We start from the raw sequence: 18,704 nt of genomic DNA, 5'->3' as shown, positions 1-18,704 counted from the left end.
TATGGCTGCGTTTGAATACAAAGCCTTGAATGCGCAAGGCAAGCAGAAGAAAGGTACGATTGAAGGCGATAATGCTCGCCAAGCTCGCCAGCGCTTGAAAGAACAAGGCTTAGTGCCAATAGAAGTCATCGAAGCAAAGGCTAAAGCTGAAAAATCTAGCGGGCCATCGACAGGGTTTAAGCGAGGCATTAGTACGCCAGATCTTGCGCTTATTACTCGCCAAATATCCACTTTAGTTCAATCCGGGATGCCGCTTGAAGAGTGCCTGAAAGCCGTGTCGGAGCAGTCTGAAAAGCCACGAATTCGGACTATGTTAGCCGCAGTTCGCGCTAAGGTGACTGAAGGTTATACGCTTGCAGACAGTCTCGCGGATTACCCACATATCTTTGATGAACTGTTTCGCTCGATGGTGGCGGCGGGGGAAAAATCGGGTCATTTGGATGCGGTGCTGGAGCGATTGGCGGATTACGCTGAGAATCGTCAGAAAATGCGCTCTAAACTGATGCAAGCGATGATTTATCCCGTAGTGCTGGTGGTGTTTGCGGTGACAATCGTATCGTTCTTGCTGGCGACTGTTGTTCCTAAAATTGTGGAACCCATCATTCAAATGGGGCAAGAATTGCCTCAATCTACCCAATTTCTTCTCGCGTCCAGTGAATTTATTCAAAACTGGGGAATCCAATTGTTGTTGGTGTTCATTGCGGCCTTTGTCATGCTGCGTGCGGCACTGAAAAAACCGACAATTCGCTTGAGTTGGGATCGTAAGCTATTGGTTTTACCTTTGATTGGAAAAATCGCAAAAGGGGTGAATACCGCTCGCTTTGCGCGAACCCTTTCTATTTGTACTTCCAGTGCCATCCCAATTTTAGAAGGGATGAAGGTTGCTGTGGATGTGATGTCGAATCAACACGTGAAACAGCAAGTATTGAATGCAGCGGATAGTGTTCGTGAGGGTGCGAGCTTGCGTAAGGCTTTAGATCAAACCAAATTGTTTCCACCGATGATGCTACATATGATTGCCAGTGGTGAGCAAAGTGGTCAATTAGAGCAGATGCTGACGCGCGCTGCTGACAACCAAGATCAGAGCTTTGAATCAACAGTTAACATTGCATTGGGTATCTTTACGCCAGCGCTTATCGCGTTAATGGCTGGCTTAGTGTTGTTCATCGTAATGGCCACGTTGATGCCAATGCTCGAAATGAATAATTTAATGAGTGGATAATTTCGGGGCGCTAGGTGAACAGGCAAATTTAGCCTGAAATCTAAGTCTGTAATTTGGAGAAAATAATGAAAAATAAAATGAAAAAACAGTCTGGCTTTACCCTTTTAGAAGTCATGGTTGTGGTGGTAATTCTTGGTGTGCTTGCGAGCTTTGTTGTCCCTAACTTATTAGGCAATAAAGAAAAAGCGGATCAACAAAAAGCGATTACTGACATCGTGGCTTTGGAAAACGCATTAGACATGTATAAGTTGGATAACAGCGTTTATCCAACGACAGATCAAGGCTTAGAGGCGCTAGTGTCTAAACCAAGCAGCCCGGAGCCTCGTAACTATCGTGATGGCGGCTATATTAAGCGTTTACCAAATGACCCTTGGGGTAATGAGTACCAATACCTAAGCCCAGGCGATAACGGCACGATTGATATCTTTACGCTAGGCGCGGATGGTCAAGAAGGCGGTGAAGGTGCTGCGGCTGATATCGGCAACTGGAACATGCAGGATTTCCAATAAGCTCACGCTTATTGTTGCTAGATAGTAATGCGAAGACCACTCACTATGAAAAAGTCAGCAGGCTTTACTTTAATCGAGATTTTGTTGGTTCTCGTATTGCTATCAGTAACGGCGGTAGCAGTGATTGCTACCATACCAAGCAGCAGTAAAGATATTGCTAAGCAACAAGCGCAGAGTTTCTATCAGCGCTTACAGCTACTGAATGAAGAGGCCATTTTGAGTGGCCTCGATTTTGGAATTCGCGTCGATGAGCGTAAGTTGAGCTATGTACTTATGACTCTGACGAACGAAGGCTGGCAAGAAACTGAATTTGAAAAAATCCCATCATCAACAGAATTACCTAAAGAGTTGGCATTGAAGCTAACGTTAGGTGGTGGGGCATGGGACAACGACGATCGTTTGTTTGAACCTGGTAGCTTATTTGACGAGGACATGTTCGCCGACCTCGAAGAAGATAAAAAGCCTAAACCACCTCAACTGTTTATTCTATCGAGCGCTGAAATAACGCCGTTTAGCTTGTCTTTTTACCCAAATGTCGGTGATGAGATTCAAGACGGCTGGCGAATTAAAGTGAGCGATAGTGGGGTGATTAAGTTGCTAATGCCGGGAGAATCTGATGAAGAGTAATAATCGTACTTCGCGTCGTTATCGCTCAGCTCAGCGAATCCGAGGCATGACGTTACTAGAAGTGTTGGTGGCCTTAGCTATTTTTGCGACCGCTGCGATAAGTGTTATTCGAGCGGTAAGCCAGCATATCAATACTATTAGCTACCTTGAAGAAAAGGCGTTTGCGTCTATGGTGGTCGACAATCAAATGGCGATGGTGATGTTACATCCCGATAAATTGAAGTCTCAGAAAGGGCAACAAGAGATGGCAGGGCGTACCTGGTATTGGAAAGTTACTCCAGTGCAGACCAGTGATGATTTATTGAAAGCGTTTGAAGTGAGTGTCGCAACCTCGAAAGAGGCGTCTCCTGTGGTCACGGTACAAAGTTATGTTGCCAATTAAAGCTTCTAAACGGTCGACTCGGCGCCAAATGAGAGGCTTTACCTTAATTGAGGTATTGGTCGCAATCGCAATTTTTGCGACGTTAAGCGTGGCGGCTTATCAAGTGGTAAACCAAGTGCAACGCAGTAATGAATTGTCTTTGGAGCGCAGTACTCGACTTAACGAACTGCAACGCGCTTTGGTCATATTAGATAATGATTTTCGTCAAATGGCATTACGCCAGTTCCGAACTAACGGAGAAGAGCCATCATCTAAGTTGATCTATTGGCAGCAGTATTTATTAGACTCTGATACCAAAGGCGTCATGTTTAGCCGCCTTGGCTGGCACAACCCTCAGCAGCAATTTCCTCGTGGGGAAGTGACCAAAGTTGGTTACCGTTTAAGTGAAGAAACATTAGAGCGGGTCTGGTGGCGCTATGCAGACACGCCTGCAGGCCAGCAAGGTGTCATCACCCCAATACTTAGCGATGTCGAAGAGTTTAATTTAGAGTTTTATGACGGCAAAGATTGGAAAAAAGAATGGTTATCTTCTCTAGAGTTGCCTAAAGCGGTGAAGTTCACGTTAACTTTGAAAGACTACCAAAAGGTTGAACGAATCTATTTAACGCCAGGCGGCAAGCTTGTTACGGATGGAGCAAGTGAGGAAGAGGATAGCAAAGATGGGTAAATGCTATCGTGCTCGCCCTATACGCCAACGTGGTGTGGCCTTGATTGTTGTGTTGATGTTGTTAGCCATTATGGCGACGATTGCTGCGACTATGTCTGAGAGGCTGTTTACACAGTTTAAGCGTGCAGGTAACCAGCTGAACTACCAGCAAGCGTATTGGTATAGCTTGGGCATTGAAGGGCTTGCAAAAGTTGGTATCGAACAAAGCTACGAAGATAATGAAACCATTAACCTTAATCAGCCATGGGCGCTAGAAGAACAAGTTTTCCCTCTTGATTATGGGCAAGTGAGTGGCCGTATTAAAGACAAGCAAGCCTGTTTCAATCTGAATGTATTGTCTCAGGTGACGGCGGAAAGTAATTCAAGCAATAGCCCGTACCTGGTAGCGGTTTGGCAACGTTTGCTGGAAGAGTTAGAAGTTGAGCCGTACCAGGCTGAAGTTATCGCTGAATCGAGTTGGGAATTCATTGATGGCAACACCGAAACAGGTACTTCTTCAGGCGTTGAAGACAGTACATATGAAGCGATGAAACCCGCATATCTAACGGCGAACAGTTTGCTGGCAGACAGTAGCGAACTCAGAGCGATTTACCAAGTATCAGGTGAGGTTATGCAAAAGGTGTCGCCTTATATTTGTGCGCTGCCAACAGATGACTGGCGGTTGAATGTAAACACGTTGACGCCTGAGCAATCGATGATTTTGGTTGCGATGTTTTCCCCGAATTTGAGTGCAAGCAACGCAAAAGACCTAATTGAAAACCGCCCTTTTGATGGCTGGGCTAGCGTCGATGAATTTATGGCAGAAGCGGCGATGGTGGCGATTGAAGAATCCGTTTCAAAAAAGGCCAAACCTTATTTAACTGTGGATAGCGCTTATTTCGAGCTAGACGCAGAAGTATTAGTGGATAAGTCACGCGTGAGAATTCGCAGTCTTTTCTATAGTGATAATCGAGAAACAGTGACGGTCGTACGTCGTCGCTTTGGAGGGATCAGTGAGCGAGTTTCTGACCGTTCGACTGAGTAGTGAACCGCAGAGCCCTGTGCCGTGGTGCGTTTGGTCGACAAGCCAACAAGAAGTGATAGCCAGTGGTGAACTGGCAAGTTGGCAGCAATTAGATGAGTTGACGCCTTACGCGCAGCAAAGAAGTTGTATCGCATTATTATCAGGTAGCGATTGCTTGGTAACAGAAGTAGAAATCCCGAAAGGGGCTGCTCGCCAGTTTGAGTCCATGTTGCCCTACTTATTAGAAGATGAAGTGGCGCAGGATGTCGATGACCTGCACTTTACAGTATTGGATAAGAGCGCGACCAGTGCGGTGGTATGTGGTGTCGAGAAGCAATGGCTAAGCAATATTGTTGCTGTATTCAAAGAGCAAGGGATCACTTTTCGTAAGATCTTGCCTGATACTTTCGCGTTGCCAATTGAAGAGCAGGGCGTAACGGCATTACAGTTAGATTCACAATGGCTACTGCGTAAGAGTGAATTCAAAGTCGCTTCTGTAGACGACAGCTGGCTAGGGCTATTTAGCCGTTCTGATTGGTTTGACAGTGAAGACGACGAAACTCTCATGGTTTATAGCTACACAGGTTTGCCGTCTGAATCGGCGATGGAGAATCAGAGTGTCGATTGGCAAGTAAAGCCTGCGGAATTGGTCATGGCGCTTTTGAGCCAACATGCCATTACAAGCTCGGTTAACTTGCTGACAGGCAGCTTTAAAGCGAAATCATCGTTCTTAAAATATTGGCGAATTTGGCAAAAAGTAGCGGTTGCGGCTTGTTTGCTGCTAGCGGTATTAGTCGTTCAAAAGGTGCTGTTAGTTCAGCAATATGAGACGCAAGCGAGCGCTTACCGGGCGGAAAGTGAACGTATATTTCGAACGGTATTTCCGAATAAACGCAAGATCCCTACCGTCAGTTACTTAAAGCGTCAAATGAATGATGAAGCGAGTCGACTAGGTGGCTCTAGTGGTGAAGATTCGATGCTGCATTGGCTGTCTCACTTACCGTTAACGCTTGGTAAAGTCGCCGCGATCGAGTTGGAAAGTATTAAGTATGATGGCAATCGTTCAGAAGTTCGTATCCAAGCAAAAAGTGCTGATTTTCAGAGTTTTGAGGATGCAAGAACCAAGCTTTCTGAGCAGTTTGTGGTCGAGCAAGGTCCACTTAACCGAAATGGTGAAGCTGTATTTGGCAGCTTTGTCTTAAAGCGCAAGTGAGGTCATGAATGAAAAACTTAATTGAGTCGCTTCAAGCTTGGTGGAATAGCATCAGCCAGCGTGAGCAACGTCTAGTGATAGGCTGCTCGGTGTTGATCGTTATCGGTGGAATTTACTGGGGTGTCTTGCAACCGTTAAATCAGAGAGCTGAGTTAGCGCAAACTCGAATTCAAAGCGAAAAGCAGTTACTAAATTGGGTAACAGATAAAGCCGATGAAATTTCAGACCTTCGTGGTAATGGTGGCGTGGTGGTTTCCAATCAGCCTCTCAATCAGGTGGTATCATCGTCGATCCGTCGTTACAAAATTGAATTGATTCGAGTTCAACCGAGAGGCGATATGCTTCAAGTGTGGATCAAACCAGTACCGTTTAACCAGTTTGTTGATTGGCTAAGGTACTTAAAAGAGAAGCAAGGGGTTGAGGCCGAGTTTATGGATATTGATCGCTCGGAACAATCTGGGGTCATTGAAATCAACCGTTTGCAGTTTAAGCGAGGTTAATGTGAAACGCGGCTTATTATATGGTGCCATTTTTGTTATCTGCTTTTCGGTTAGCTTGATATTGCACCTTCCAGCTTCTTTCGCCCTCAAACAGTTGCCACCTGTTAGAGGGTTGGATATTGAAGGTGTGGAAGGGTCTTTGTGGACAGGCAGTGCTAGGAATGTGGCTTGGCAGAATATGAACTACGGTTCGGTGCAGTGGGACTTTCAGTTTTCTAAGCTTCTTCAAGCGAAAGCAGAAATTGCAGTGCGATTTGGCCGCCAAAGTGACATGAATATACGCGGTAAAGGCGCACTTGGTTATAGCTTGAGTGGCGCGTATGTTGAGAACTTAGTGGCATCAATACCAGCAGAGAAAGTGATGGACTACGCGCCGGCTATCCCTGTGCCAGTTTCTGTTGGCGGGCAGCTCGAATTGACTGTGAAGCACGCCGTTTACGCATCTCCTTGGTGTCAGTCAGGTGAAGGTACTTTGGCGTGGAGTCATGCTGGTGTGGAGTCGCCTATCGGTGCGCTTAATCTTGGACCTGTGATTGCGGATATTAGCTGCGAAAATAGTGAGCTTAGCGCAAAAGGCGATCAGAGCAGTTCAGAAGTGAGCAGTGAATTTTCGGCGCAGCTTTCTCCGAACCAACGCTACAGCGCTTCAGCATGGTTCAAGCCGGGAGCTGAGTTCCCTCAAGCGATGAAGAGTCAGCTCAAGTGGCTTGGAAACCCTAATACGCAAGGGCGCTACCAGTTTAGCTATCAAGGGAAACTTTAGCTTCTTCCTTCGTTAGTACGAAATAGCGGTGTTGCTAAACAATAGAAAAGGCTCGATACACTTGGTGTATCGAGCCTTTTTAGTTTGATGAGAAGCGCTATTTACTCTGGCTAATCTTTACCTTGCAAAATTTCATCCCACGGTAAGTCGGCGTCTCCGAGTACGATAAAATTCGGGTTTTCGAGTGTTTCTCTTTCGTTATAAGAAAGTGGCTCTAGATGAGTACTGAGAATACGCCCGCCCGCTTCTTCTACAATGCACTGTGTTGCGGCGGTATCCCATTCACCAGTAGGGCCAAGGCGCAGGTAGCAATCCACAGCGCCTTCAGCAACTAAACAGGCCTTCAATGCTGCAGAACCAAGAGGTACTAAATCGTAGTTCCATTTTGGGCTCATACGGCTAGTGATGCGATTGATGTCTTGGCGACGGCTGATCGCGATTGCGATTGATTGATTCGGCTGCTCGTGAGTGTGAGTTTTAATTTTCACACTTTCTGCCATTTCAGGAATTTTCCACGCGCCTTTTCCTGAATAAGCGTAATAGGTGACGCCAGAGACCGGTCCGTATACGACACCCATGACTGGACGGTTATGTTCAATGAGCGCGATGATCGTAGCGAAATCACCACTGCGAGCAATGAATTCTTGCGTGCCATCTAACGGATCGACTAACCAGTAACGATCCCACTGTGAGCGTTGTTCTAGGCTGATATCTGCCGCTTCTTCTGAAAGCACAGGGATATCTGGAGTGAGTTCACTTAGGCGTTGCGAAATTAACTTGTGGGCGGCCAAGTCGGCACTGGTGACAGGTGTATCGTCACTCTTGGTAAATTCTTCGTAATCTTTCTTCTCGTAAATTTCGAGAATAAGCTGCCCGGCTGAACGAGCAATTTCGATGACAGAAGGAAGTAGGTGAGACAGGTCTTTTGTTATTGGCATAGTTGGCTACTCTTGCGCTTTTAATATTCTGATTGCTAGTAGTAGGGCGGTTATGCTGCGGGCTTCGCAAAAGTCGAGGTGAGTCAGTAACTCCTCCGCCTGAGCTAATGGCCAGCGCACAACGTCTAATGGTTCTGGTTCATCACCTTCTAGCTTTTCTGAGTATAGGTCTTCGGCAATGAATAATGTCATCTTGCTTGAAAAATAAGAGGGAGCGAGAATCACTTCTTTTAACGGTGTGAGCTTATTGGTGCCAAAACCGATTTCTTCTTTGAGCTCTCGGTCAGCGGCTTGGGCAGGAGTTTCACCTAAATCAATTAAACCTTTCGGAAAACCAAGTTCGTAGCGCTCGGTTCCTGCGGCGTATTCGCGAACCAGTAAAATATCGCCATTTTCAGTGATAGGGACCATCATTACGGCGTGGCGGCCACTTGGCTTCATGCGTTCGTATGTGCGTTCCACACCGTTTGAAAAGCGTAAGTCGAGAGACTCAATAGAGAACAATTTTGATTGAGCGACAGTTTGTTTGGCCAGAATTTCTGGCGCAGTCCTTTTTGTCATTTCGCTCGCTCCTTAGCTAGAAAGTATGTCTACTAATATATGAGAAAATAAGAATGATTGACACTGGCATTGAATCATAGCCATTAAAAAAGGTTGATGTTTTCACATCAACCTTTGATTTCATATTTCAGAGCGATCGCCAATATTGGCAGGCTCACTGAGCGATAAGCGACTCGATTAGTAGTAAGAGTGCTCGCCGCGATCGTGTTCAGTTGCATCGCGTACTGCTGTTAGCTCACCTTCAAATTGTTGAAGAAGCTCTTTTTCGATGCCTTCTTTTAGCGTTACATCAACCATTGAACAGCCATTACAACCGCCACCAAATGAAACGATAGCAACGCCTTCATCGGTAATTTCAACAAGGTTTACGTGACCGCCGTGACCTGCGAGCTGCGGGTTCACTTGAGTTTGAATCGCGTACTCAACACGTTCGATTAGAGAAGCATCATCTGCGACTTTACGCATTTTTGCGTTTGGCGCTTTCAGAGTCAGCTGAGAACCCATTTTGTCAGTCACGAAGTCAATTTCTGCTTCGTCTAGGAACGGCAAGCTTAGCTCATCTACGTAAGCCGAGAAGCCTTCAAAAGTCAGCACAGTATCAGTAGATTCTACCGCTTCTGGTGGGCAGTAAGATACGCCACATTCCGCATTTTGAGTACCTGGGTTAACCACGAATACACGGATGTTTGTGCCTTCTGGCTGTTGGCCAAGTAAGTTAGCAAAGTGGGTTTGAGCTGTTTCTGTAATAGTAATATTTGACACGACGAATACCTGAGTAAATTTGTAGGCTATTACGGCCATTCTACTCCTGTCAGAATCGTAATTCAGCCCTTTTTTGTTGCATTGTTGTTCGAAATCAAAGCCAACAAGGTTATTTCAAAGGTTCAGGAGTGCGGCAGATGCAGTAAATATCGATTCTTTTGACGCCCACTTCAAGTAGTAATTTGCATAAATGCTGCACGGTACTGCCTGTGGTGACGACATCGTCGACAATCGCAATATGGGATTGGCTAGGAAGATAGTGGAGGTCGAATGCATTTTTAAGATTTTGGGCTCGTTGCTGTTTAGTTAACCCTTGCTGACTAGGTGTGGCTCGTCTGCGAGTGAATAACCTGTGATGGGTGGTACCAAGCTCTTTTGCCAGATATTTGGTAATCAAGGCACTTTGATTAAATCCGCGATTAAGGTAGCGCGTCCAATGCAGTGGAACGCTGGTGATTAGTGGCGCTGGGTCTTCAATTTTTGGCGCAAGTAGCTGAGCAAGGTCGCGTGCATACCAAAACTTCTTGGAATACTTGACCTGATGTACGTAGTTAGAAGCTGGAAATTGGTAGTCGCTGACACAATACAATCGATGCCAAGCGGGTGGCTTGGACAAACATTGCCCGCATTGCTCTACTTGCGTGATTGTGGCTAAGCCGCATCGTTGGCATCTCGGAGTATTAGAAAAAAGCTCAAGACAGTGAGAACACCAACTGCGAGAGCGGTGAGCTTTCGGTATTTCTAAACGACATAGTTGGCACTGTAGAGGCAGATAATGCTGTGTGGTTTTTTGTAGCCAATCGGATACCATGTTTACCAATAAGTATGGATGATTTGAATTACGGTACCAAACACCCATAGCGGGGAATGGTGGTAAAAGTAGGGAATATTGAGAGCATGAGCAAAGCGTTATATTGGCAAGTTACGGGTAGCGGGCCTGATTTGGTATTGGTCCATGGCTGGGGGATGAATGGTGCGGTGTGGCAACAGACGGTTGAAACACTAGAGCCGCATTTTACCCTGCATGTGGTGGATTTACCTGGCTATGGCCATAGTGCACAAACTCACGCTTCGAACTTGGAAGAGATCGCTCAACGGCTGATCGAAGATGCGCCTAAAAATGCCATTTGGGTCGGGTGGTCTTTAGGTGGATTGGTCGCGACTCATATGGCGCTGCACCATGCTGATTTCGTGAGTAAATTAGTGACGGTAGCAAGCTCTCCTAAATTTGCTGCAGAGAAACCTTGGCGCGGTATTCAGCCCAATGTGCTAACGGCATTCACAGAGCAGTTGGTCGAAGATTTTCAAACGACCATTGAACGTTTTATGGCGCTGCAAGCCATGGGTAGCCCTTCTGCTCGCCAAGATGTGAAGCAGCTAAAACATGCAGTGCTATCACGTCCGCTTCCTAACCCTGATTCTTTATTGGCTGGCCTCAATATGCTAGCCAAGGTTGACCTTAGAGAGCGACTTCCTCAGATTTCTGTCCCTATGCTGCGCTTATATGGTCGACTGGATGGTTTAGTGCCGCTCAAGGTGGCGAAAGACTTGGAAAAAGCGGTTCCAGATACTGAACAATATATTTTTAGTCAGTCCTCCCACGCTCCATTTATGACTGAAGCCGACACATTTTGTAACCAGCTGATCAGCTTCGCGAGCAAATAATTGCTAAAATTATAATCAATATGGTCGATATATAATCTAACCAAAGAAATCTGAGAGCCTAGCTTGAATGGTTTTGATGGGGCTGTATTTAGTTTGGGCGTAGTGGTGAGAAGAGAGGCTACCTTCGAGCTAGAAACAGAACATTGCTTCGGGCGATTCTTGAGGAGGTTTCGCAATGATAGTGTCACCTGCAACAGTAGTTAGTGTGCCACTGATCGCCCCATCCGTGAATGTGCAAACAGAGCAAGTTGCGCGCGAAAACAAAGTGCGTGAACCGATAGCACCTACTGTCGCATTGGCTAAAACCAATGCAGAACGTAGGGTAAAGTCTGATGATAAACGACGAAAGCAATCGGCTTGGGATCCATCTGAACACCCCGGATATGGGGTAGAAGAAGAATCTGAAGCGGACTCAATTTATCATGAAGACCCTAAAAGTACTTTAGAACGGCTATTTGATTTGCTGGCGCTACAGACATACAGCGCTGGGCAAGGAAAAGGTTACACAATGCGTTTTCGACTGCCTAAGCACGTTTTAGATGCGGCAATACAAGAAGGTCAGATGGAGAAGCGGCGCAAGATCATTAAGTATCACTATGGTCACGCTGTGGCACCTCATACCCCATCAGAAGTTATAGCGGTTTTATAACGTAAAACGATATGGTTTCTAGGGGAAGCGCTAAAATAAAACCCACTTTATAGCCTAAAGTGGGTTTTGATTTTTAGTGGAAGGGTTCGCTAAAGCTACTTTTTCGCTTTGGCGAAGGCAGCAGCGAAGGCGCCACCCATGGCACCATTCTGTGGTTCTTCTCGTCGGCGTTGGTTGCCTTGGTTTTGGCGAGGGGCCGAAGTATTACGTGGAGCGCTAGAACGTTGTGAACGGTTGTCTTGTCCCGGTTCATCTTTCATGCGCATAGAAAGCGCGATGCGTTTACGCTGTACATCCACTTCCATCACTTTCACTTTCACGATGTCGCCCGCTTTCACGACTTCACGTGGATCAGAGACAAAACGGTCGGTCAGTGCTGAAATATGGACTAAACCGTCTTGGTGCACGCCGATATCAACGAAAGCGCCAAAGTTAGCCACATTCGAAACGACACCTTCTAATATCATGCCTGGCTCTAGGTCAGATACACTATTCACACCATCAGCGAATGTTGCCGTCTTGAACTCAGGGCGTGGGTCACGACCCGGTTTATCGAGTTCTTTGATGATGTCGGTTACCGTTGGTACGCCGAAGTTATCGTCGGTGTAATCAATCGCATGTAATCCTCGTAAGAAATCTGAATCACCGACCAGAGATGTGATCGCTTTTTGGTTTTTCTCTGCGATGGCTTTCACTACAGGGTAGGCTTCAGGGTGCACGGAGGAAGCATCCAATGGATTTTTGCCATCCATAATACGTAGGAAACCCGCACATTGTTCAAACGCTTTTGGCCCAAGGCGTGCGACTTTCTTTAGCGTTGTACGTGCTTCGAAGCGGCCGTTTTCATCACGGTAGTCAACGATATTTTGTGCGATGGTAGTCGATAAGCCTGCCACTCGGGTAAGCAGTGCCGCCGACGCAGTATTGACGTCAACACCAACCGCATTTACACAGTCTTCCACAATCGCATCGAGGCGTTTAGCAAGCATGGTTTGGCTTACATCATGCTGGTATTGGCCCACACCAATGGACTTTGGATCAATCTTCACAAGCTCTGCGAGCGGATCTTGTAAGCGTCGTGCAATCGATACTGCGCCACGTAAAGAGACGTCCATATTCGGAAACTCTTTCGCTGCCAGTTCAGACGCTGAGTACACCGATGCACCGGCTTCGCTAACAATGATTTTTTGTGCTTTTAGGTTGCCACGCTTAATGACGTCAGCGACAAAACTGTCGGTTTCGCGTGAAGCGGTACCATTACCAATCGCAATCAGGTCAACATTAAATTGGCGAACCATTTGCTCAACGACATGCGCGGATTTGTCGTATTGCTTTTGAGGTGGGTGCGGGTAAATGGTTTCTGTCGCCAATACTTTACCTGTTGAGTCGACCACCGCGATTTTCGAACCCGTACGCAAACCAGGATCCAGGCCAAGCGTTGCTCTAGGGCCTGCTGGCGCAGCCATTAATAGGTCTTTAAGGTTGGTGGCGAATACTTCGATCGCTTCGATTTCTGCGCGCTCTTTCATTGCGCCCATTAATTCGGTTTCCATGTGCATCGAGACTTTGATGCGCCATGCCCAACTGATCACTTGCTTACGCCATGTATCTGCGGGTGCGCTACTCAATGTAATGCCGTAGTGATCGGCAATAATAGTTTCGCAGTACGAACTACGAATGCTTTCTTCTTGAGCTGGGTCAGCATTCATGGCTAGCGTTAGGAAGCCTTCGTTACGGCCACGCAGCATTGCCAGTGCTCGGTGAGAAGGCACTTTGCTGATCGCTTCATCATGCTCAAAGTAGTCTTTGAATTTCTCACCTTCGTGCTCTTTACCTGCCACTACTCGTGCGCCTAATTCGGCATGGCGAGTCAGGTGCTGACGAATTTTCTCCAGTAAGTTGGCGTCTTCTGCAATACGCTCCATGATGATCGCACGTGCGCCATCTAGGGCTGCTTTGCTGTCAGCGATACCTTTATCTGAATCGATGTATTGAGCGGCTTCTGATTCTGGTTCGGTTTGTGACTGTGTCCATAGCTTATCGGCAAGCGGTTCTAAGCCTGCTTCAATAGCGATTTGACCTTTAGTGCGGCGCTTAGGTTTGTAAGGTAAGTACAAATCTTCTAAGCGGGTTTTGCTGTCCGCTTGAGCGATGTCTTGTTCAAGTTCTGGGGTTAATTTCCCTTGGTCTTGAATTGATTTGAGAATGGTTTGGCGACGGTCGTCTAATTCTCGTAGGTAAGATAAGCGGCTGTCTAAGGTGCGCAGCTGTGTGTCGTCGAGCGCGCCAGTTACCTCTTTACGGTATCGGGCAATGAAAGGGACGGTGTTACCGTCGTCGATTAAATTTACCGCAGCGATAACTTGCTCAGGTCGAACATTTAATTCCTGAGCGATCAATTTACAGATAGCTTGGCTCATCCGTTGAATCTCTTATTAAATATCATGAAAGGGATATGGGGCTGCTTGGTGAGTTTTTCTAGCTTTTGAAGCGGATTAATATTCTATCGTAGCCATATTTCCAGATCGGACACCGGCTTTGTAAGAGATCTCTCACAAGTCATGTAAGAGTATTCCGTTCTAACAAGGTTTAATATCTGTGAGTTTGTTGTAACTAATTGAAATTTAAGGTTAATGTAGTTTTGTGATCTAGGTCGGCAGTGAGTTTTTTCTGATAGCGACTAGGAAGTTAGCCGGATTCCCGTAATATTTAACTTGTCGACAGGGAGTTGGCAGGAACAGGAAAAGCCTAATGGACTAGGTATCTTCAGGATGAAGATTTGATTGCTTAGGATGAGTGGTCAGCATGGAAGTAAAAACACTGAAATGAGTTTACAGCAGCTAGGATGGTTACTGATTACTTACGAAGTGAATATCTCGGATGAGATTCGTCTGTCAGGAAGATGGGCAAAAACGGACACCGCTAGGATGGCGATGAACAAAATGGAAACAGGTTAACGGATTTAACCATAATCAAGGAAAGATGCAGGGAGCACCTTATCTCAATGAGATAAATAGTAGCAGGATGACTACGAAAGAACTTAACCCCGCTTGGCGCAAGCCTAGTGGGGTTTCCTTTATTTGGAGTAAAGTGATTTAGCGACGAGATTCAGCATTATGAGGCTTGGTAGCGAATTGCATTCACAAACCACTCTTTTTCACCTTCTGGTGTTCTTACTACAAATTCGTCGTCTACCTCTTTTTTCAGTAGTGCACGCGCCATTGGCGAATCAATCGACACGTAATCTTTGACGCCACCGTAGATCTCATCAGGCCCAACGATACGAAAGTTCTTAATATCGCCTTGCTCATTCTCGATCTCTACCCATGCACCGAAAAAGACTTTTCCTTCTTGTTGAGGGGAATAGTCGACCACTTTTACTTGGTCTAAGCGCTTACGCAAATAACGGACACGACGATCGATTTCTCGTAGGCGCTTTTTGTTATATTGGTAATCTGCATTTTCGCTTCGGTCACCAAGGCTTGCTGCCCACGTTACTTTTTTGGTGACTTCTGGGCGTTCTTCTCGCCACAAAAAGTTGAGCTCTTTCGAAAGTTTTTCATAACCTTCACGAGTGATTAAGTTTGTTTTCATAACTCTGACTAAGTAAAAGCAGTGGATGAGTTACAATATATAGAAAGGCAACATACGTTAACAATTCTTTGCGCGACATTTCTGCCAAGAATGTTACATTTTCTGAGCCTTATAATATCGGGGTAGAAGCTTTTAATAGGTGGAATCATTACATGCAAGAAAATTATAAAATTTTAGTGGTCGATGATGATGCTCGTTTGCGTGCATTACTAGAGCGTTACTTATCGGAACAGGGATTCCAAGTACGCAGCGTGGCCAACAGTGAGCAGATGGACCGCCTGTTAACACGTGAAAACTTCCATTTAATGGTATTAGATTTAATGTTGCCAGGCGAAGACGGCTTATCCATTTGCCGCCGCTTACGTAACGCAAATAACATGCTACCAATCCTAATGCTAACCGCGAAAGGTGATGAGGTAGATCGTATCGTTGGCCTAGAAGTGGGTGCCGATGATTATCTGCCAAAACCATTTAACCCACGTGAACTACTTGCGCGCATTAAAGCTGTTTTACGTCGCCAAGTGATCGAAGCCCCTGGTGCACCAAGTGCTGAAGAATCGATCGTCGAGTTTGGCGAGTTCCGCTTGAACTTAGGCACTCGTGAGATGTTCCGCGGCGAAGAGTCTATGCCTCTGACGTCTGGTGAATTTGCGGTGCTTAAATCGCTAGTCACCAATGCACGTGAACCTATGTCGCGTGATAAGTTGATGAACATGGCGCGTGGCCGTGAGTATTCAGCGATGGAGCGTTCTATCGATGTTCAGATCTCGCGTTTACGCCGTATGTTGGAAGAAGACCCAAGCAAACCTCGCTATATTCAAACAGTATGGGGCTTAGGTTATGTATTTGTTCCAGACGGGAAAGCGGTATAATTAACACTTCTTATATAACTAGCCCCTAAAGCCTTTTAGGGGCTAGTTCCTTAACAGAGCAACCTCACGGATAAGGTTTTCTATGCGAATTCGTAGCTCATTTACCCAATCTATTGCCCTCTTTCTTACTCTTCTGATCGCTAGCCAAGTTTTTTCATATTACGCCGTATTTAACTATGCGTTGATGCCTAGCTTGCAGCAGTTCAACAAGATTCTTGCGCACGAACTTAACTTAGTGCTCGATGATACCAGCGACCATGAACTGCAAATGGATGCGCCATTACGCCGTCGTGTATTGGAGCAACTCGGTGTGACTGTTCACTCGAAAGAGAGCCCGACCGCGGAAGAGTATTATCACGCGATGTCGATAGATTTAATGAGTGAAGAAATGACGAAGGAATTAGGCACACAAACCGAAGTGCGCTTGATTCTTGGTTCTGAAAGCTACGTGCTATGGATGGATATTGAAGACCTCCCTAACTCTCTGATCCGTATTCCGCTATCTGAACTGCAAGAAGAAGATTTTGCACCACTGTTTCGTAATAGTTTGATTATGGCGTTAGTCATTATTGCGGGCGGTTGGCTGTTTATTCGATTACAAAACCGACCGTTGATTGCATTAGAAAAAGCTGCAAAAGGTGTGGGGCGAGGAGAAATACCGCCACCGTTACCAGAAAAAGGGGCATCAGAAATTCGATCTGTGACTCGGGCATTCAACCGAATGTCGAAAGGTATTCAAGAGCTTGAAGAAGATCGCGCGCTCTTGATGGCGGGAATTAGTCATGATTTACGTACACCTCTTACCCGTATTCGTTTAGCGACAGAAATGATGTCTCCGGAAGATGCGTATTTGGCGGAAGGGATCATTAGTGACACGGAAGAGTGTAATGAAATCATCAGTCAGTTTATGGACTACTTAAAGCCCGTAAACACTCAAACTTTTGAAGCTGTATACCTAAATGAAATTGCCAGCGATGTGGCGACCGCAGAAGGGGGTTACGAGCTGCAAATTGAAACTGAGATCACTGAAGCGGTGAAACCAGCGTTAGGCAACCCAATTGCGATTAAACGTGCCGTGAGCAATTTAGTGGTTAACGCGGTGCGTTATGGCAATGGCTGGATTAAAGTCTCGACTGGTATGACGGCCGACAACAAACTGGTTTGGGTAACAGTGGAAGATAACGGCCCTGGTATCGAGCAAGACCAAATAGGCAAGTTATTTGAACCGTTCACTCGCGGTGATACTGCTCGTGGCAGTGAAGGTACCGGATTAGGCCTTGCGATCGTTAAGCGTATTGTTAGTCAGCATCATGGTTCTGTGGTGGTGAATAATCGTAGCCAAGGAGGATTAAAGGCGCAAATTAGCTTCCCAGTAAAGGGAGCTTAAAATCGGCGCTTAGCCCATCGCTGTACAAATATTGTTCTATACTGGTGATACCATTTCTAGAGCAATAAATCAGATGAATGTAATAACTTCTGTGTTCGCATTCGTAGTATTGAGTGTGCTGGCTGGGTGCGCCCAACCAGAGCCTCCCGTCATGAAAGCGACAACCATTACGGTGTATAACGCCACCAGTAATAAAATTAGCCGAGTAACATTCAAAACATGTGACTCTCAAGATGAAATTGTAGTATTTGAGGATATTCGAGCAGGGCAAGCCGTTCAGGTGCCTTTGTCAGTCAGTTGCGCTGATTTTTACGCATACGATAGAAATGGAAAAATCGTAGGTAAACAACTCAGAGTCGACATTCCCCCTAGTTTGCAATGGCAAATCACCAACTAGGAATGTTGTCGCGCAACGTGAAAGGATTGGCTAATGAAAAAACGATATCTAATGCTCCCATCCGCCGTATTTGTATTAGCGGGCTGTAGTACTACTGACTTCTATCAAGTGAAATCCCAATTTCGAATTAATGATGCAGGCGAAGAGCCTGCGAGTGTTACAAGAGCTAAAGGCTTTGATACCGAGTTTGAGAGCATTGAAGTCATCGCAGTAAAAGCCCCTGACCGCTGTATCAGCGAAACGGAAACCCAGAGTACGGGGCGAGCGAAATCGGGCAGCACTGTGATGAAAACCGAATGCGGTGTGGAGATGGCTCAGATAGAGCGTGAGCTCGCGAAAGCAGGCTACTCCGTCATCAGTTGGAAGATCCTCGAAAACCAAATGGCGGCTTCATTGACCCACTTAGAAGCGGCGAAGTCGTTAGATGCTGACGCGCTTTTTCAGATTAACTCTCTTGAACGTACGACTTCCGCTAAAGGCCAAGATGCCCGTTGGGATCGCCGTTACTACAAGTCCGACGAAAAAGGCACGAAAGGCGCTCCTGCATCTGTGAAAGAAGAAACCGCAAACATGTTGAATCAGATCGCGAGCTTTAAAGAGCACGCCTTAGTACCTTCTGCTGATGCATTAAGTGCGACGATTAATGCGAATGTGACGCTGGTAAAAAATGCGCGCAACATTTGGTTCTATGACTGGAGTCATCAAGAGCCGATTGCCGAAGATGGTGTGATCGAAAATTACTCATTGGTGCGCTGTTCTGACGAAACGGATTACTACTTGTGCCGACCGTACAATACCGACAAAAAGCAAAGTGGTGGTGATGAGTTAGTCCAAGGCTCGAGCCAAGGCTTCTCTCGTAATGTGAACCTCGAAGACCAGCGACGCTTTAAGCACGATAAACTGATGAAAGAAGTGATCTCAGATATGGTGAAGAACTTCTCTAAGTAGCTAAGCCGATTGGTGATTAAGATTGGTAAGTAAAAAAGAGCGCCT

General features: G+C 46.1%; 22 protein-coding genes. 16 read left to right on the top strand and 6 right to left on the bottom strand.

The genetic code is table 11. From position 1 onward, the window contains the following. The first annotated feature begins 1 nt into the window (after nt 1). The 9 genes from gspF (at nt 2) to ELZ11_RS18305 (ending at nt 6,886) form a co-directional block, all read left to right on the top strand. On the top strand, nt 2-1,222 hold the full coding sequence (gspF, locus tag ELZ11_RS18345) for a type II secretion system inner membrane protein GspF (RefSeq protein ID WP_137358831.1): 1,221 nt from the start codon (nt 2-4) through the stop codon (nt 1,220-1,222). A gap of 65 nt (nt 1,223-1,287) precedes the next feature. Further along, a complete protein-coding gene (gspG, locus tag ELZ11_RS18340) occupies nt 1,288-1,731 on the top strand; it encodes a type II secretion system major pseudopilin GspG (protein WP_137358830.1) in 444 nt (147 codons plus the stop codon). 45 nt (nt 1,732-1,776) lie between these two features. Beyond that, on the top strand, nt 1,777-2,358 hold the full coding sequence (gene gspH, locus ELZ11_RS18335) for a type II secretion system minor pseudopilin GspH (protein WP_137358829.1): 582 nt from the start codon (nt 1,777-1,779) through the stop codon (nt 2,356-2,358). Further along, complete coding sequence (gene gspI, locus ELZ11_RS18330) at nt 2,348-2,740, top strand: type II secretion system minor pseudopilin GspI (RefSeq protein ID WP_137358828.1); 393 nt, start codon at nt 2,348-2,350, stop codon at nt 2,738-2,740. The genes gspH and gspI overlap by 11 nt, the downstream gene beginning before the upstream one ends. Next, the gene (gene gspJ / locus ELZ11_RS18325) at nt 2,727-3,407 is read left to right on the top strand and encodes a type II secretion system minor pseudopilin GspJ (protein WP_137358827.1); all 681 of its coding nucleotides are present in this window, start codon (nt 2,727-2,729) and stop codon (nt 3,405-3,407) included. Before gspI ends, gspJ begins: the two co-directional genes overlap by 14 nt. Next, nucleotides 3,400-4,431: a type II secretion system minor pseudopilin GspK gene (gspK, locus tag ELZ11_RS18320; RefSeq protein ID WP_137358826.1), complete on the top strand. Its 1,032-nt coding sequence runs from the start codon at nt 3,400-3,402 to the stop codon at nt 4,429-4,431. The genes gspJ and gspK overlap by 8 nt, the downstream gene beginning before the upstream one ends. After that, a complete protein-coding gene (gene gspL / locus ELZ11_RS18315; RefSeq protein WP_137358825.1) occupies nt 4,400-5,623 on the top strand; it encodes a type II secretion system protein GspL in 1,224 nt (407 codons plus the stop codon). Before gspK ends, gspL begins: the two co-directional genes overlap by 32 nt. Before the next feature lie 8 nt (nt 5,624-5,631). Beyond that, the gene (locus ELZ11_RS18310; protein WP_137358824.1) at nt 5,632-6,123 is read left to right on the top strand and encodes a type II secretion system protein M; all 492 of its coding nucleotides are present in this window, start codon (nt 5,632-5,634) and stop codon (nt 6,121-6,123) included. Between the two features lies 1 nt (nt 6,124). Continuing rightward, nucleotides 6,125-6,886 carry a type II secretion system protein N gene (locus ELZ11_RS18305; protein WP_137358823.1) on the top strand — a complete coding sequence of 254 codons (762 nt, stop codon included), beginning with the start codon at nt 6,125-6,127 and terminating at the stop codon, nt 6,884-6,886. A 110-nt stretch (nt 6,887-6,996) separates the two neighbouring features. Here ELZ11_RS18305 and cysQ read toward each other — a convergent pair whose 3' ends face one another. From cysQ to ELZ11_RS18285, 4 genes are all read right to left on the bottom strand, one after another. Beyond that, on the bottom strand, nt 6,997-7,824 hold the full coding sequence (gene cysQ, locus ELZ11_RS18300) for a 3'(2'),5'-bisphosphate nucleotidase CysQ (RefSeq protein ID WP_137358822.1): 828 nt from the start codon (nt 7,822-7,824) through the stop codon (nt 6,997-6,999). Nucleotides 7,825-7,830: 6 nt separating this feature from the next. Further along, on the bottom strand, nt 7,831-8,385 hold the full coding sequence (nudE, locus tag ELZ11_RS18295; protein ID WP_137358821.1) for an ADP compounds hydrolase NudE: 555 nt from the start codon (nt 8,383-8,385) through the stop codon (nt 7,831-7,833). Between the two features lie 177 nt (nt 8,386-8,562). Next, on the bottom strand, nt 8,563-9,147 hold the full coding sequence (gene nfuA / locus ELZ11_RS18290) for a Fe-S biogenesis protein NfuA (protein WP_137358894.1): 585 nt from the start codon (nt 9,145-9,147) through the stop codon (nt 8,563-8,565). Between the two features lie 109 nt (nt 9,148-9,256). Further along, on the bottom strand, nt 9,257-9,958 hold the full coding sequence (locus ELZ11_RS18285) for a ComF family protein (RefSeq protein WP_137358820.1): 702 nt from the start codon (nt 9,956-9,958) through the stop codon (nt 9,257-9,259). 86 nt (nt 9,959-10,044) lie between these two features. Here ELZ11_RS18285 and bioH point away from each other — a divergent pair, with 86 nt between their 5' ends. Then, nucleotides 10,045-10,812, top strand: coding sequence for a pimeloyl-ACP methyl ester esterase BioH (gene bioH / locus ELZ11_RS18280; protein WP_137358819.1), 768 nt, complete (start codon nt 10,045-10,047; stop codon nt 10,810-10,812). Nucleotides 10,813-10,987: 175 nt separating this feature from the next. Further along, entirely contained in the window at nt 10,988-11,461 is a 474-nt protein-coding gene (locus ELZ11_RS18275) for an ATP-dependent Lon protease (protein WP_137358818.1), read from the top strand. Between the two features lie 95 nt (nt 11,462-11,556). On the opposite strand, the gene ELZ11_RS18270 is transcribed toward ELZ11_RS18275, so the two are convergent. Further along, nucleotides 11,557-13,881: a Tex family protein gene (locus ELZ11_RS18270; RefSeq protein ID WP_137358817.1), complete on the bottom strand. Its 2,325-nt coding sequence runs from the start codon at nt 13,879-13,881 to the stop codon at nt 11,557-11,559. A 372-nt stretch (nt 13,882-14,253) separates the two neighbouring features. Here ELZ11_RS18270 and ELZ11_RS23855 point away from each other — a divergent pair, with 372 nt between their 5' ends. Beyond that, on the top strand, nt 14,254-14,418 hold the full coding sequence (locus ELZ11_RS23855; RefSeq protein WP_167494719.1) for a hypothetical protein: 165 nt from the start codon (nt 14,254-14,256) through the stop codon (nt 14,416-14,418). A 157-nt stretch (nt 14,419-14,575) separates the two neighbouring features. Here ELZ11_RS23855 and greB read toward each other — a convergent pair whose 3' ends face one another. Next, on the bottom strand, nt 14,576-15,055 hold the full coding sequence (gene greB, locus ELZ11_RS18265; protein ID WP_137358816.1) for a transcription elongation factor GreB: 480 nt from the start codon (nt 15,053-15,055) through the stop codon (nt 14,576-14,578). 152 nt (nt 15,056-15,207) lie between these two features. Between greB and ompR the strand changes: the two genes are divergently transcribed. From ompR to ELZ11_RS18245, 4 genes are all read left to right on the top strand, one after another. Continuing rightward, nucleotides 15,208-15,927 (top strand): osmolarity response regulator transcription factor OmpR, encoded by a 720-nt coding sequence (gene ompR / locus ELZ11_RS18260; RefSeq protein ID WP_137358815.1) that lies wholly within the window; start codon nt 15,208-15,210, stop codon nt 15,925-15,927. 82 nt (nt 15,928-16,009) lie between these two features. After that, nucleotides 16,010-17,314 (top strand): two-component system sensor histidine kinase EnvZ, encoded by a 1,305-nt coding sequence (gene envZ / locus ELZ11_RS18255; RefSeq protein WP_137358814.1) that lies wholly within the window; start codon nt 16,010-16,012, stop codon nt 17,312-17,314. A 73-nt stretch (nt 17,315-17,387) separates the two neighbouring features. Continuing rightward, on the top strand, nt 17,388-17,711 hold the full coding sequence (locus tag ELZ11_RS18250) for a hypothetical protein (RefSeq protein ID WP_137358813.1): 324 nt from the start codon (nt 17,388-17,390) through the stop codon (nt 17,709-17,711). Nucleotides 17,712-17,744: 33 nt separating this feature from the next. After that, nucleotides 17,745-18,659 carry a hypothetical protein gene (locus ELZ11_RS18245; protein WP_137358812.1) on the top strand — a complete coding sequence of 305 codons (915 nt, stop codon included), beginning with the start codon at nt 17,745-17,747 and terminating at the stop codon, nt 18,657-18,659. Nucleotides 18,660-18,704 lie beyond the last annotated feature (45 nt).

This window comes from Vibrio profundi (assembly GCF_005281835.1).
GTDB lineage: Bacteria > Pseudomonadota > Gammaproteobacteria > Enterobacterales > Vibrionaceae > Vibrio > Vibrio profundi.
Note: the sequence above shows the minus strand (reverse complement) of the source record. Positions and strands in the feature narration are given on the sequence as shown.